The organism is Azospirillum himalayense (genome assembly GCF_042657465.1).
In the GTDB taxonomy this organism is placed as follows: domain Bacteria; phylum Pseudomonadota; class Alphaproteobacteria; order Azospirillales; family Azospirillaceae; genus Azospirillum; species Azospirillum himalayense.
On sequence record NZ_JBHSLC010000018.1, the window covers coordinates 1 to 13690 of the forward strand.

The following is a 13690-nucleotide window of genomic DNA, read 5'->3' on the forward strand; positions in this document are numbered from 1 at the left end:
CCGGCCGCCACTCGGTGACACCGCGCAGCCGGTCCGTCACGCCCGCGTCGTCGCCCCCAGCCTTGTACTGGAAGGTCTCGGCATCCACGCCCACCGTGCGCGGGTCGAGCGGCACCAGCCCGCCGTTCTCGACGGAGGGAATCGCCTCCCGCACGATGTCCTGCACGTCCACAGGGCGCCCGCCCTCGATGTCCTGCGTGGCCTTGGTCAGCGCCTCGACGTGCGCCTGCTCGCCCGCGACCCCCGGCAAGGGGTTCGCCGCGCGGACCTCCTGGTCCCGCTCGGTGACGTTCAGCGCGTCCTGCACCTCGCGCGGCAGTTCGGCGCGATCCCGGCCCCGCCACCATTCGAGGCCGGCGCCGATTCCCTTCCCTATGGCCTTTGCGCCACCGCCAATGACTGCTCCCCCGATCGCGGCCCCGGCGACGTTGCCAGCAGCCTCCTGCGCCGAATAACTGGAATCAGCCTTCTGACGATCGCTGAACAGCATTGCTTCGTTCGCGGCCTGCGTCGCCGCGCCGATGCCGGCTGTGGCAGCGGCGGCCTTCAGGATGGTGGCAGCGGGTCCGACACCCAACGGCATGGTGATGAGGTTCAGCGGGTCGGCTACGCCCCCCGACACCACACCCGCCATACCGGCCACCCAGCCCGTAAACGAGCCGCCGGCCCGGCCCCGCTGCGCCTCGACGGCCTCCAGCTGCTGGCGTGCTTTCAGGGCGCGGTCTCTCGCTCCAGCCTCGATTTGCTCATCGGTTGGGAACGTCAAGTCCGTGTTGGGATTCTGCTGGCGGTAGGTTTCGAACTCCCGCCGAATCGTCTCGTACTGGAAATCCCGCTGGTCGCGCCGATCGGGCTGAATGTCCTCTGGGTTCGGAAGGGCCCGACCAGTCGCGACCTGGAAGCGCTCAAGCTGTTCCTGCACCAGTTCGTGCCGGTTTCGCTCGTGATAATCGATGTTCCCCCAACGGAGCTGGTTTTCCAGCGCCGCGCGATACTCCTCGCCCAGCGCAGGCAGCAACTCCGCAGCCGGAGCGGCTTGCGCCCGGCTCAGCGTGTCGGCGGTGTCGGTGGTGTACAGTCCAAGTAGCATGCGGCCCCTCCATCCCGCGCACTTCCGCACGGGCCAGAGTGGCCGCCCAACGCACCCTAATGCAGAGGCGTCAATTCGCGCTCATCTAGGGTGCAAGTTACTGTCGTTATACAATTCCTCGCAAATTACGTTCAACGCATCCTGCGCCTCAGAAATGCTTACATCTAGAGTATTATTAACGACCTCACTGCATTCGGAAACCATATCCCCATTCTCTACATAATGTTTATTGAATATCTTCATTACGTGCTCAACCCCTTCAGGCCTTACGCTGCGGCAGTCTTCAGCAAAATACATGCCCCTAGCTTGCGGCCCAGTGATGATCTCGTAAGATGGAAAGTAATCAACGTTGCTATGCACATCAGATATCTGTTGCGCAGCAACTCTTAGAACCGATTTTGAGTATATCGTTGCCGGAAGAACATGACCTTTTGTTGCAGTCGCAACTAGCGGCACAGGTGATACAGTCAAAATGATCTTGGCGCTTGGATTGATTTTTACCAGCATCCCAATGAAGGCATTCATGTCGTTGACAACATCAACGACGCTCAGATTGATAAATCTGTGCTTAAGTGGATCGAACGTACCCGCTATAGCCCCGGGACAGGAAGGAAAAACCGCGCCATCTGAAATGGCTTCCCACGTCTCGGTAAGTCCAAGCGTGAATACAAATACATCGAGATTTTCAAACATCTCCCTTACAGCATAAAAATGGCTCTCACGATCTTCCGTGTATTCCTGAAATGTCGAGAAGCCACCGGGTAGTCCAGGGCGAAATGGGTCGTAAAATTTCCCATTCTCTCCTAGCCAAACATCTTCCCCGGGGACAAATTGCCCATAGGCCCGAGCAAATAACTGAAGAAGCTGTCGCGACGTATAAATGTTGCCAAAGCGAGCCGTATAAATCCCGTAATGGAAATCTGCAGCTTGATCTCTTACAATGGGGTGGGGCCATTCTGTCACATACGGCTCAATGCCTATAGACCGGAGATGGCGGGAAATATGCTGGGCAAAGCAACTTCCTGCAGTTGCCACCCGGGTATCCGAATTGATCAGGAATGAACCACCCACAACCGGATCGACGGCATGATGCACCACCCTGGAAATCGACCTGGACCAAAAAGCACAATCTGAGCTGTCTTGATAAGGCGTATACGGCATTTTTCACCTCAAGCAAAGCTGTCCATCTGCATCAATATCTCTGCACCAAACAGTAGGTTTGCGTGCATAACATCGTTGAGCAACATGCTATCGGCTAGATAGCCGCGCTCATTAAGTACTGACGAAGGCAATTCTAGAAAAACAACCCCAACCGATTCACACGCTTCTTTTATTATTTCAGAATGAAGCAGCCATAACTTGTACCTCACAATCGGTGAAGAAGGCCCAGAATTTGCCAAAAGACGCTCAGCCCACCCCGCATGCTGGGTGAGGTGTTGATTATCCTCAATTGGAGGTGGAGGTTCGAGATAAATGATCGGCGCAGAAACTTCTGCACGGATTGCCTTAATACCCAGAACCACATGACGAATATGGCGTTTCAGCCTTGCCTTCATCTCTTCATAGGGCACGACACGTGCACCGTTTATTCTCGGCAAATCTTCGCGACCAGGAATGATGATATCGTATGATGGGTTAGGAGCAGAGATGCAGAATGAAAGGTAATCGCTCCCCGAAATACTCAGGAATATTTTATCGAATGACCTATTTTCATAAAGCCATTTCTTCATATTCTCGTTCAACTGATAATCATCAAAACCCCCATCGACAGGATCAATAATCTTAGAATCATTCTTGAAATCTATAATGCTTTTGAACGTGTAAGAATTTCTTAAATGCTCTTGCTCAGCATATTTCGAAGCCCCGCGGATTGCATTGATATGGCTGCTTCCAATAACAAGAAAGGAATTCCTAATTACTGAGCAGCCCCGATCTGGTGCCCCTCTCTTATTTATCAGAAAATAAGCGCGCGCACGCGAAAGCCTTTCGCGGAATGGCCAGAAATTGCCGAAACGTTCCGCATGCGGCTCCAGGAGCGTTGCCGCTTGTTTTATCTTTCCGATGTGCACAAACACATCAAAAAGCGAAATATATAGCCAAACACCCTCACAACCCTCCTTCAGCATTTTTGTGAGAACAGCCTCAGCCTCTTCCCACTTACCTAAAAACGCCAAAAGGTTGGCAATCTTTATTCTAACTACCTCATTTTGAGGGAACTTATGGTGGACATTCTCCAATATTGATAGAGCTGACTCGGGATCTCCACGAGCAATTATGGCGTCAACTTCAACGAATACTGAGTGCAAATTATCCAATTCTCAGTCTCCATTCATCCACCACAGGAATGCGACAGGAAGAGTAACCTGCAATCCCGAATAGGTATCCAGCACTTCAGCATGCAAAACAGCTAGAGTGGACAGCTTAAACGCCCCATCTGATACATAATGTCAAATGAAAATCGGTTATCCTGACACCACGGATGATGAGACCCTTGCAGCGGAGGCCGGCTATCCGGCCTCCCATTGGGCGCTCCCTACTCGCGCTGCGCCCTGACCCGCTCAGAAGGTCCTATTGCGTCACCTTCGCACCCAGATCCAGAACGAAGGGCTGACCGTCCGCCCCCCGCGCGAATCCGCCGCCGATCTCAACCATGTACCGGCCCGGCCCGGCGTCATGCAGGGAGGCCAGCCGCCGGAACTCGCTGGCTCTGATCTGCGTCCCGCTGCCCGTGGTCATGCCCGTCAGGTCGGCGTCGGTCAGGCTATCGATCAGCTTGCCGAAATCGCTGTCCGTCATGCCCGGCTTCGGCGGGATGATCTTCGGCACGCCGGCCAGCCCGAACAACTTGGTCCCCTGCCCCCACGACACCACGCCGCCGGTCACGTCGCGCAGGGCCTGCTGCATGCGGCTGCCGTTATAGGCGCCGGTAAAGTCCTTCGCCGCGGCGGACAGGTCGGCATAGCGCGCAAGGGCGGTCTTCTCGATGGCGGATCGGGCCTGTGGCATGCTGGAGGCCGCGGTGCCCAGGAAGTCGTTCACCTCCGTGCGGACGTTCTTCTCCGGTGGCAGGATCTTCTTGTCGGCGTCGACGTAGCTGATCCCGCGTACGATGGAGAGGGCAAGGTCCGGACTTTGCTGATAGATCATGCCCGCCGACGCGAACACCGGGTTGTCGCCAGCCACCTTCTCCAGCGTGGCCGTCAGGTGCTTGCCGTCCAGGGAGCGGGCCAGCGTGCCGACGATCCGGGCGCGGGTGCCGCTGTCGCCCTGGTCCCAGGCGGCCTTGAGTTGGTCGAGTTCGGGCTTGGTCAGGACCGGCGCCGGCCCGATGCCGTAGATGCTGCTGGCCGCCCGCGCGACCTGCTGACGATCCGCAAGGGCGGTTGCCGCCGCGTCCGGCTTGGTCCAATCCACATCGGCAAGGCGCGGGCCGCCGCGGATGGAGCTGATGTAGGACAGCGGGTCGGCGCGCAGCGCCTCCTCCTTCTTCTGGTTCGCCGCAATCCTGGCCTGGAGGGTGTCAGTGTCGATGGAATCGCCCATCTTCCCAGCGGCCCAGGTCCGCAGGTCGGCCGCAGTCCAGTCGGCGAAGGGCTTGCCGTTCAGCCGCATCCCGGCGTTTGCCGCCATGGCGCCGGGCAGCAGGAGATCGCGGATCGGCATGGCTGGATCGGCGCGCAGCACCGCCTTGGCCCCGCCCAGGCCAGCGAAGTGGGCCAGATAGGTCGAGCCGTCATCGGTCGGCAGGCCGGCCGCTGCCAACTCGGCGCGGTTCTCCTCCCCATAGGCCCGGATCATCTGCCGGGACAACTTCGGGTCCGAACGCAGGGCCAGGATTTCGGCGTCGGACTTCCCGGCCGCCACCTCCGGCGCGGTACGCTTCACGATGTCCAGCCACGTCGAATCGATGAACTGGCCATCGCCGGTCGCGGTGCTGTTCGGGTTGCGCGCCGCCGGGTTGCCGGTCGCGTTCTCCGCACCCGCCACCTTCTCCTCATAGGGGCGGACGCGCTGACGTTGCGCGGCGATGTTCGCCGCCGTGGCGGTCGGCGGCTGCCAAGCGTCGGTTGCCAACTGCTCCTGAGTGGTGAACCCACGAAGCACCTTCGAGGCGCCGCGACGGTCTCCCAGGGACGCCAGCGACGCGGCGAGACCCCGAGCCTCGTCCTCCGTCGCGGTGCCCAGCTTGAACTTGTCCTCTATCGCCGCAGCCTGCGCCTGGACCTTCTGGAGGTCGGCGGACTGGAACCCGGCCCACTTGTTCATCTCGGCGGAGATACGGCCTCGGTACTGCTCGACCTCGCGCGGATCGAGCTTCATCGACGGATCGGACAGCAGGCGCTCAGCCTCGGCGTAGCCGCCCTCCAGGCCCTTCTGGTCGAACAGGCGCTTCGACATGCCGACGATGGATTCGGCCTTCGCCTTCCCGGCCAGCTCGTTGACTTTGTTGTCGGCCAGTTCCTGCGACCACAGGCCAGCCTTCACCCCATCGTTGAGATAGGCCCGGTAATCCAGCATGGCCTGCGTGAACGGCTCGCCGCCAGCCTCGCCACGATAGGCGTAGCCCAGAACGTCCGTCTGCGCGGCGTCGAGGCGGGCGTTGACCGAATTGGCGGTCAGGGCTCTGTCTTTGGTGATCTTGGCGCCCTGAATGCTGGCAAATGCCGACTGCCCCTCCTTCCTCAACGTCACGCGGGCGTGGTCCGCATACTTCAGGGGGACGGAGCCCAGCTTGCCATCGGTGTAGGCCTGCCAGTCCTTTTCAAACCCCGACGGATCTTCCGGGTGCAGCGCATGCAACTCAATGCGCTTGTCGCGGGCGTCAAGCTCGAAGTCGGCGGCCCACTTCAGCTGTGAGGCATGCTCCGCCTGCTGGGCGATCTGGCCGAAATCGCGCGTCGCCGCGTCGGCCGTCTGCTTGAGCGCCCCCCAGGCCTGCGCCCCGGAGGCGTCAGGCTGGACGAGCGGCGACGGGTCGAGGAGAACGGGCGGTCGGTTGCCGCCGGTGGGAAGTCCAGTGCCGGCCATTATCGTTCTCCTCTGCCGCTGCGGGCCATCTTCTTGAAGGGATCGCTGCTGCCGGTACCCGCCGGGCTGGCGAGGCTGGTCCCGAAGTCGAGAAGCGAGCGCCCCGCCCCCAGGTAGCCCGCCGTCAGCGCGTTGGACGCCGCGTTCCCGGCCTGCTCCGCCGACTGCCGGGCACTCTCCGCACCGTTCAGGATGTTCAGGCGCGACACACGCATGTCGTCCATGGCGTTGTCGGTCAGGTCGTCGCGGATCACGAGCGCCGTGGGGCTGGTCTGCGACAGGCCGCGCCCGGCCCGGATCGCCTCGATGGTGGACAGGTTGGAAGCCAGTTCCTCTCGGCGCGCAGCCTCGTCCTGCATGGCGCGGGTGCGGAGTTGCTCTTCACGCTGGCGCTGCTGTTGCTGCTGCGCCTTCAGGGCAGCGGACTGCGCTTGGCCCTGCTGGATGCTGGAATAGGCGCTGACGGCGGTGCTGACCGCCATCATCGCGACCATGACGGGTGCGGCTGCCATCAGATGATCACCTCCATGCTCATGCCCAGGATCGTCATGGGCAGCGGTTCGTCTTGCGTGATGATGACGGAAGGCTCGCGGCTGCGGCCCAGCAGCCCCACCTCGATCCATTCGGTGCGCAGCGGGGGTGGAACGGTCACGTCCTCACCGACCCGATAGGCGTCCATCGCCCGCCCGCTGACCTGCACCCGAACCGAATCCTGGACGTAGGCGCGCACGCGGCAGATGCGCTTGACGTGCCCCGCCGTCCCACCGTTCGGCAGCTTCGGCTCAGGGGGGAGAGGCTCAACCAGCGGGCGGTAGAACCGCCCGACCTCGGTGGGTGCGGTCGGCGTGCCCAGATCAGCGAGCAGGCCATATGCCCCAGCGTCCACATGCCCCAGATAATGGGTCCCGGCGCGCGCGTGCGGCTGCATCCCGGCGAACAGGGGCGCATAGGCCGGGCTGCCCGCCGGCAGGATCACCGCGCCATCGGTGGTCAGTGCCTGGTCAAAGCGCTCGAGGCACCACCGCGTGACGCCGTTGAAGACGCGCTCCACGATGGCGAACACCGTCCCGCCCAGCACCGCGACGGAGCGATAGGCGCCCTCCGTCTCCCACAACCCCCAGCCCAGAACCTGCTGCGACTGGATGGAGTGCATGACGGCCAGCGTGCCGTCTCCATTGACGAAGATGGCGTAGCGCTCGGGCAGTCCGTCCGCGCCGTGGGTCGCGGCGATGTCCACAGGTTGGCGGATCAGGTGAGACGCCAACAGCGCCACGTCGGCGGCTGTCCAGCTCTTGGTCATGTCGCCGGTCGGTCGGATGTCCATCACCGCGCCCCCGGACAGGTGGACGTACAGCGCGCCCTCATCGAACGCCTGCGGCCGGGTAGCGCCGCAACCGTTCGACCCGATCTTGTTGAACTGGATGCTGCTCGGGCGGAGCGGGTTGGCGGCTGTCTCAGGGACGTAGTAGACGCCTTGGTCGGTGAGGATCAGCAGGTGTTCGGCGGAATGGAAGTGCCGCACCCATGCGACGGCAGAGTCGCCCAGATCCTCGAAGATCGCGTCGGCGTCCTCTCCGGTGCCGATGTCGAAGTCGTAGTGGCTGCCCACGCGGCTCGCCAACACCGACGACGGCAGGCGGGTATGCCCGCCCACCCACAGGCGCTGTCGGTGGAGCGCTCCTGCCGCGGGCCAGCCGTAGACCGGCGACAGGTAGGGCTCATCCCAATCGCGCGCCGGCAGTGGGGCCGCCGCCGCGACCGACAGGATCTTCGTCTTGGCCTGCGGGGAGGTCACCGGCTCGTCCACCTTGAAGGTCTGGCGGCCCTTCGTGATCAGCACCATGACCGTGCCGGACGGCGCGTCGACGTTGACAACCTCGCCCTTCGCCGCGGTCTGCTCTCCCTCGATGATGTGGCCGATGGAGAAACCTTCGGCATTTTCCAGCATCAGGGCCTGAGACGGAGGCAGTTCCTGGAGGACGGTCGCGGTAACCTGCGTCGGCGACAGGAAGCTGGTCACCAGCATCTCGCAGCCGACGTAGCGGATGCGCTGCCCCTGGTGCCCGGGCGCGAAGGCCACCTCCGACGCCGTGATGACCACGCTCCCGCTGTAGGCCGATGGCTGGATGGTCGACACCGGACCCGCGAACTTGGTGTAGGGCTGTTTCAGTGCGCCGCCCGGCCCCTCGTCGGCGGTCCAGGCCTCCAGTGCCCAGGCCGCCGCGCCGACGCGGCGCAGAACCTGTGGGCGCCAGCTCCGGCAGAACAGGAACACGGTGTCGCCCGACTGCACCCAGGTCATCGCCGCCACGTCCGCGGCGGTCCACGGGCAGCCCGTAACCGATCCGGCGTCGGAGCCGTCCACCAGCACCGCGTCAACGCGGCCGGCGGAGAACAGCAGCAGATACTGCTGGTCCACCGCGAAGGTGAACTCGACAGGGCGCGTCCCGGCCTTCACCTCGCGCAGGTGGAGCGAGCCGGGCCGGCGGGTGAAGCCGCCCGCATTCAGTGCCCGCACGTTCCGCATCCGACGCGCGCCGTCGGCGTGCTGCTGGGTGTCCGAGCGGCGGGCCATGTTGGGCGACAGCTCGCCAGCCCCGAAGCTGGCCTTGTCCGTCCAGAGCTTAGCCACGGCGCGCCTCCAGCAGGGACGAGGTGGCGGGCTTGCGCGGGCTGCGCTTGCGGGAGTCGGCGTTGCGGGCCTGCCGGATCAGCCGGTCGGCAGCCTTGTCGCGGGCGTCCGCAGCGGCAACATCTTCGTTGAGCGCGCGCAAGAAGAGCGCCTCCAGGCGCTGCACGATCGCGGTCTTGAACAGGTCCGGCCAGCGACGGACCGGCGGGCGGTAGCGGCCAACCGCAACGACGCCTTCGGCCTCGCGCGTCAGGATCAGGTCGGACATGGATTCCCACGCGACCGGACGCCCGCTCACCTCGATCCGATCCACCTCGACGCCCGCCGGGACCTGCCATGCGGTCGTCCAGATCGTGTCCGTGTCGCCGGCTATGCGGGAGAGGCGGCGCGTGGTCTGCGTCCAGGTCCAGGGGTGAGCGAACTCGGCGCCGACCACGGCTTCGAAGTTCGCCATCGACACGACGGATTCGCTGTCCGCATCCTCCAGCGTCGTGATGGGCTTGTTGCCCGTCGCGGTGAGCGCGGCGTTGATCAGGTCGATGTCGGTGTTGAGCGATTGTGCGGCCATGCCGGGACAATGCGGCTGGCAAGAGGCGGGGGCCAACGCACCCGAAAATGCAGAAGGACGCCCCGGGCGGTGGGGCGTCCTTCTTCTCCAACGGCCACTGGAGGCGGTAGGGCCGTCAGGTCTCGGTGTTGGTTTTCTCGGCTGGGACCCCAAGGCCCTCGCCTTCCGGCTTCATCCAGGACGGGGCGAAGTCGCCGGGCGCCGCCAGTTCGAACGTCTGGCCCTCGCGGATGTGCTTCTCGCCGTAGTGACCGGCATAACGCGCGATCACCTTCAGCTGGGGGGCTTCCTTCACGGCCTTGCTCATGACTCCCCCTTACCGCGGCAGATAAGCCGGGATCACGTCCACCTTACCGGTGGCGGCGGCGTCCGTGGTGGTGATGACCGCCTTGACGTAGCGGCGGACGGTGGACGGCAGGGCGAAGCGGCCCAATTCCACGCCGGCGGCCAGGGCTCCGTTTCCGCCCGCTGCCGTCAGGCTGTAGATCGTGCCCAGGTCGGTCCAGGAGGAGCCGTCGGCGGAGTGCTGGAGCTTGATCGTCAGTGCCTTCGTGTCGGCGATGGTGACCGCGGTGTTGATGCGGGCCACCGCCTCGACGGCGCCGTTGATGCCTGACAGCTCGATCGCGCCGCCGTTGCCATCGGCGGAGGTGTTCTGCGGCAGGGTCTGCGCCTTGGCGAAGTTCTGCCCGTGGATGTCCACGAAGTGGGGCAACCCGTTGACCTTGTACATGGCGTTCTCCTCAGGGTCAGGACAGCAGGACGCGGCCTTCGGTGCCGTCGTACAGGTTGTAGGAGGTCAAGAAGGGCACGCCGCCCCACGCCTCCAGCTGGCGGTCGATCACCTTGTCGGCGGGGCGCATCTGCACGCGGCCATCCTTGAAGGTGCGGCACAGCGCGTCCTTCACGCGGGTGTGCATCAGCAGCACCGTGCGGCCGGAGGACGTGGCGCGGATGTCGGCCAGAAGGTCGTCCATCTGCACAGCGGTCGGCAGCTTGTTGTTCGCGAGGTCGATGTTGACGATGGTGCCGACATTGCGCGTGCCGGTGATCTGGTAGCCCAGGTCGGACTTCATGCGGACGCCGTAGCCCAGCACGCCGGACCCGATGTCGTACAGGTTGCCGCCGTTGATCGGCATCGTGTCGAACATCGTGCCGTTGCCGAAGCCGTTCGGGTTGTAGAGGCCCGAGCAGACACCTTCCTCGAAGCGCACGGCGATGATGCTGTAGTTGGTCGAACCGGTGCCGCCTGCGTCGTAGACGGTGCGGGTGGTATCGCCGGCCCGGAAGCGGTCCACCGCGTACTGGCGCAGGTTGTCGTAGACGATGACCCGCTCGGTGTTCATGCCGGTCATCTTCAGAACCGGGGCGGTGCGGTCGGCGAAATACTTCTCCTTCCCGCCATACTCGCGCGCCTTGTCCTCGGCCACCTTGATCGTGCCGCCCATCTTGGCGACATCGAAGCGGATCAGCTTCGTGGTCGAGGACACGTCCGGCAGCGGCGCGTCCATCGCAACGAAGCCGATGGAATCGGCGCTGGTCAGCGTCTCCGCGACGTGCCACATGCCGTGGGTCGAGGAGGCAAACGGGATGGTGTCCAGGATCGGCGCCTCCTCGGTCAGGTGGTCGATCTGCTTCGGCTGCTTCTTGCTCCGCTCCAGAGCAATCGTGCGCAGGGTGTCGAGCGCCATGGGGAGGCTCCGTTACTTCGGGTTGAACAGGTTCTTGTAGTAGTCCTCGGTCGAGACGGCCTCACTGGCTGGCCCACCGCCGCTACCCGGCAGCTGGGGACCGGACGCCAGCTTCATCAGCGTCTCGACGGCCTCCACGCCCTTCGCGGTCGTGATCGCTCCCTTCAGCGCGTCGAACTGGTCGGCGGGCAGCCGGGCGCGCAGGAAGGTGGTCGCTCCGTCGATGCGATCCGTGGCCTTGTCACCCAGGGCCCGCATCTCCGCCTGCATGGCGGTGGCGGCGGCCTCGTGCGCGGCGGCGTCCATCTGGGCGCGCAAGCCCATCAGGCCGGAGAACTGCGCCTGCGTCAGGCCCGCCTGATGCGCCCAGCTCCGAGCGGCGGCCAGCAGCGGGTCGCTGTCCGCGACCTCGAACTTCATCCCCTCCGGCAGCGTCAGGTCGGCGGGCAGCTCGACCTTGTAGGCGGCGGCATCGGCGGGGACCTGCCCGGCGCGCTCGGTCACCTGCTGGTGCGACTTCAGCGCAGCGGCGATATCGGCCTTCGGCTTGCCGGCGGTCGCGTCCCACTGGTCCTCCGGCAGCCATTCGGGGCGCGTGGGGGCGGCAGGAGCTGGCGTGGGCGCCGGGGTCGGCGTTGGAGAAGGGACCGGCGTGGGCGCGGGGGCCGGAGCCGGAGCGTGATCACCGCCACCGGAACCGCCACCATCCGGGCTACGCAGCGGGGAGAAGGTCCAGCGGCGCAGCATCACGCCACCTCGCTGGGCAGAAGGCTATTCGGCTGCGCGGCGGAGGGCCGGGTATTCGCGCCGAAGCTCGGAAGGGTGTTGATCGCGTCCATTGGCAACCCGCGTTTCGATGACGCGGACAAGCTGCCGTTGCCCCTCCAGGTGGACCAACGCACTGTGCGAGGCGTCGGGGCTTATGGGCTTCTCGATCGTGCTCGAGCGCAGGAGGGCCAGCACCTCCAGCCCATCCGGCGAGCCGAACACGCGGGCGAACAGGCCGTTCAGCCGCCGCTGCTCGGCCTCCTGCTCGGGCGTCAGCCGCTGCTTCGGCTTGTCCAGGTCGCTCCAGCTCATTGCCCCTGCCCTCCCGGCAGCATCCCGGCCTGTTCGGCCATAGCCGCCGCGTTCTGGATCATCTGCTGGATCTGCTCCGGGGTGCGGATGGAGCGGGTGTCCTCCAATCCATCCTGGCGAGCGCGCTCCCCGGCGTAGACCGACCAGTCGATGATTAGCCCGGCCTGCTGCGGCCCGGCAAGCTGGGCCAGCTCCGCGGCCAGGGCCTTCAGCCGCACCCCCTTCTCCTGCTCCTGCGATCGGGCATAGGGGTTGGTCGGGACGAGGCTGATCGGCCCCTTGTTGCCCAGTTCGACCTTGGGCAGGGAGCCGCGCTTCTCCAGCAGGAACGCGAACCGCCGGATGATGGCGAATTGCCAATCCGTGACGATCCCGCCGGCGGGGGCGCCCATGCGACGGGCGGTCTCCTGTGCTTGGTCCAGCCATTGCGTGGCGGTCGGCGGTGTTCGGCCCAGCTGCTGGGGCTTGTCCTGGAACAGCGCCCGGCGAATGGCACTTTGCAACCTCTCCTGCTCCATGAACCCGATGTTGAAGTTGCCGGTGGTGTCGAGGACGTTCACCTCTTTCGCCGACCCCTGCGCGGCGGGGATCCACGTCCCAGCGGTGATGCCCTGCGTGATGTCGATCACGCCGTCATCGGGGTAGACGACCACGGGGTCGACGGCCCGGTCGGCGTTGCGCAGCACCAGCTCGTTCAGCTTGTTGATGGTCTTGATGTCGGGCAACGCGTTGTAGAGCGGGCCGAATCCCCATGCCGTGGTGGCGTCGGTGTCCCAGCGGCAGACGATCATGGGGCAGGATCCGGCCCCCACATAGTTCGCCTTCAGGAAGACGTTGCCGCCCTCCCCCTCCACCAGCATGAAGGTCCACCGCTCCGTGCCGCGGTCGCTCCAGTCGCGCCACATGCCTTCGGTCACGTCGACTTCGACATCGGCAGGGCGGTTCTTCAGGGACTCCGGAAGCACGGCGCCCGGCCACATGACCGGGATCAGCTCGGCGCGCAGGCGGAACTTCCGGAACCTCCCGTCCACCACGCCGCCGGGGCCGCGCTCCAGGTAGAGATCGGACACGGGAATCGCCGTGCATTCGATGGGCTGGGTTTGGTGCACGTCCTGGATCAGCATCGCCATTGTGCCGGTCGCCAGATCGCGATAGCACTCGCGGGCGGCCTGCGTCAGGTTGGACGCGGCGATGGCCTCCCAGATAGCTCCGCGATAGTCGGCAATCGCCAACTCGACGGCGCGCATGGCCGCCGGATCCAACTTCAGGTGCCGCGCCGGGGTCAGCTTCACCCACTCGCTGGTGAACGGCGGGGTGAAGGCGTTCAGCATGTCGGAAGCGAAGTCCGCGGCGGCCTCGATGGCGGTGCTATCGAAGATTTCGTCCAGGCTGTCCTGCGGCGCCGTCCCGTCCTGCAGGTGACGGTGCGGGAACACCAGCCGGTAGATGTCGTCCAGCCGGTGGCGCACCCGCGCCTTGTCCTGCGATGCGCGGTCGAAATGCTGGCGGAACGCCTTCAGGTCGGTGTTCTGTTCGGCCATCCTCAGCCCCCGAGCAGTGAGCGCGTGAAGCCAGCCTGTCCGCCGCTCAGAAGCGAGCGG

Annotated in this window: 12 protein-coding genes and 1 pseudogene; all 13 read right to left on the reverse strand. The window is 64.4% G+C overall.

Annotated features, from left to right (window positions below; genetic code table 11):
• A pseudogene (locus tag ACFPMG_RS11590) lies at positions 1–1090 on the reverse strand (hypothetical protein); the annotation flags it as partial.
• A gap of 81 nt (positions 1091–1171) precedes the next feature.
• Entirely contained in the window at positions 1172–2251 is a 1080-nt protein-coding gene (locus tag ACFPMG_RS11595; RefSeq protein WP_376995287.1) for a GSCFA domain-containing protein, read from the reverse strand.
• Positions 2252–2259: 8 nt separating this feature from the next.
• Positions 2260–3405, reverse strand: a complete 1146-nt coding sequence (locus ACFPMG_RS11600; protein ID WP_376995288.1) for a tetratricopeptide repeat protein — start codon at positions 3403–3405, stop codon at positions 2260–2262.
• Positions 3406–3658: 253 nt separating this feature from the next.
• A complete protein-coding gene (locus tag ACFPMG_RS11605; protein WP_376995289.1) occupies positions 3659–6118 on the reverse strand; it encodes a hypothetical protein in 2460 nt (819 codons plus the stop codon).
• The gene (locus ACFPMG_RS11610) at positions 6118–6630 is read right to left on the reverse strand and encodes a hypothetical protein (protein WP_376995290.1); all 513 of its coding nucleotides are present in this window, start codon (positions 6628–6630) and stop codon (positions 6118–6120) included. Before ACFPMG_RS11610 ends, ACFPMG_RS11605 begins: the two co-directional genes overlap by 1 nt.
• The gene (locus tag ACFPMG_RS11615) at positions 6630–8750 is read right to left on the reverse strand and encodes a phage tail protein (RefSeq protein ID WP_376995291.1); all 2121 of its coding nucleotides are present in this window, start codon (positions 8748–8750) and stop codon (positions 6630–6632) included. The genes ACFPMG_RS11610 and ACFPMG_RS11615 overlap by 1 nt, the downstream gene beginning before the upstream one ends.
• Positions 8743–9318, reverse strand: coding sequence for a hypothetical protein (locus ACFPMG_RS11620; protein ID WP_376995292.1), 576 nt, complete (start codon positions 9316–9318; stop codon positions 8743–8745). The genes ACFPMG_RS11615 and ACFPMG_RS11620 overlap by 8 nt, the downstream gene beginning before the upstream one ends.
• 115 nt (positions 9319–9433) lie before the next feature.
• Positions 9434–9625: a hypothetical protein gene (locus ACFPMG_RS11625; protein WP_376995293.1), complete on the reverse strand. Its 192-nt coding sequence runs from the start codon at positions 9623–9625 to the stop codon at positions 9434–9436.
• Between the two features lie 9 nt (positions 9626–9634).
• Entirely contained in the window at positions 9635–10051 is a 417-nt protein-coding gene (locus ACFPMG_RS11630) for a Bbp16 family capsid cement protein (protein ID WP_376995294.1), read from the reverse strand.
• 16 nt (positions 10052–10067) lie between these two features.
• Positions 10068–11009: a major capsid protein gene (locus ACFPMG_RS11635; protein ID WP_376995295.1), complete on the reverse strand. Its 942-nt coding sequence runs from the start codon at positions 11007–11009 to the stop codon at positions 10068–10070.
• Positions 11010–11021: 12 nt separating this feature from the next.
• A complete protein-coding gene (locus ACFPMG_RS11640) occupies positions 11022–11756 on the reverse strand; it encodes a capsid assembly protein (RefSeq protein ID WP_376995296.1) in 735 nt (244 codons plus the stop codon).
• Positions 11757–11780: 24 nt separating this feature from the next.
• Complete coding sequence (locus tag ACFPMG_RS11645; protein ID WP_376995297.1) at positions 11781–12089, reverse strand: Bbp19 family protein; 309 nt, start codon at positions 12087–12089, stop codon at positions 11781–11783.
• Positions 12086–13630: a portal protein gene (locus tag ACFPMG_RS11650; protein ID WP_376995298.1), complete on the reverse strand. Its 1545-nt coding sequence runs from the start codon at positions 13628–13630 to the stop codon at positions 12086–12088. Before ACFPMG_RS11650 ends, ACFPMG_RS11645 begins: the two co-directional genes overlap by 4 nt.
• Between the last annotated feature and the right edge of the window lie 60 nt (positions 13631–13690).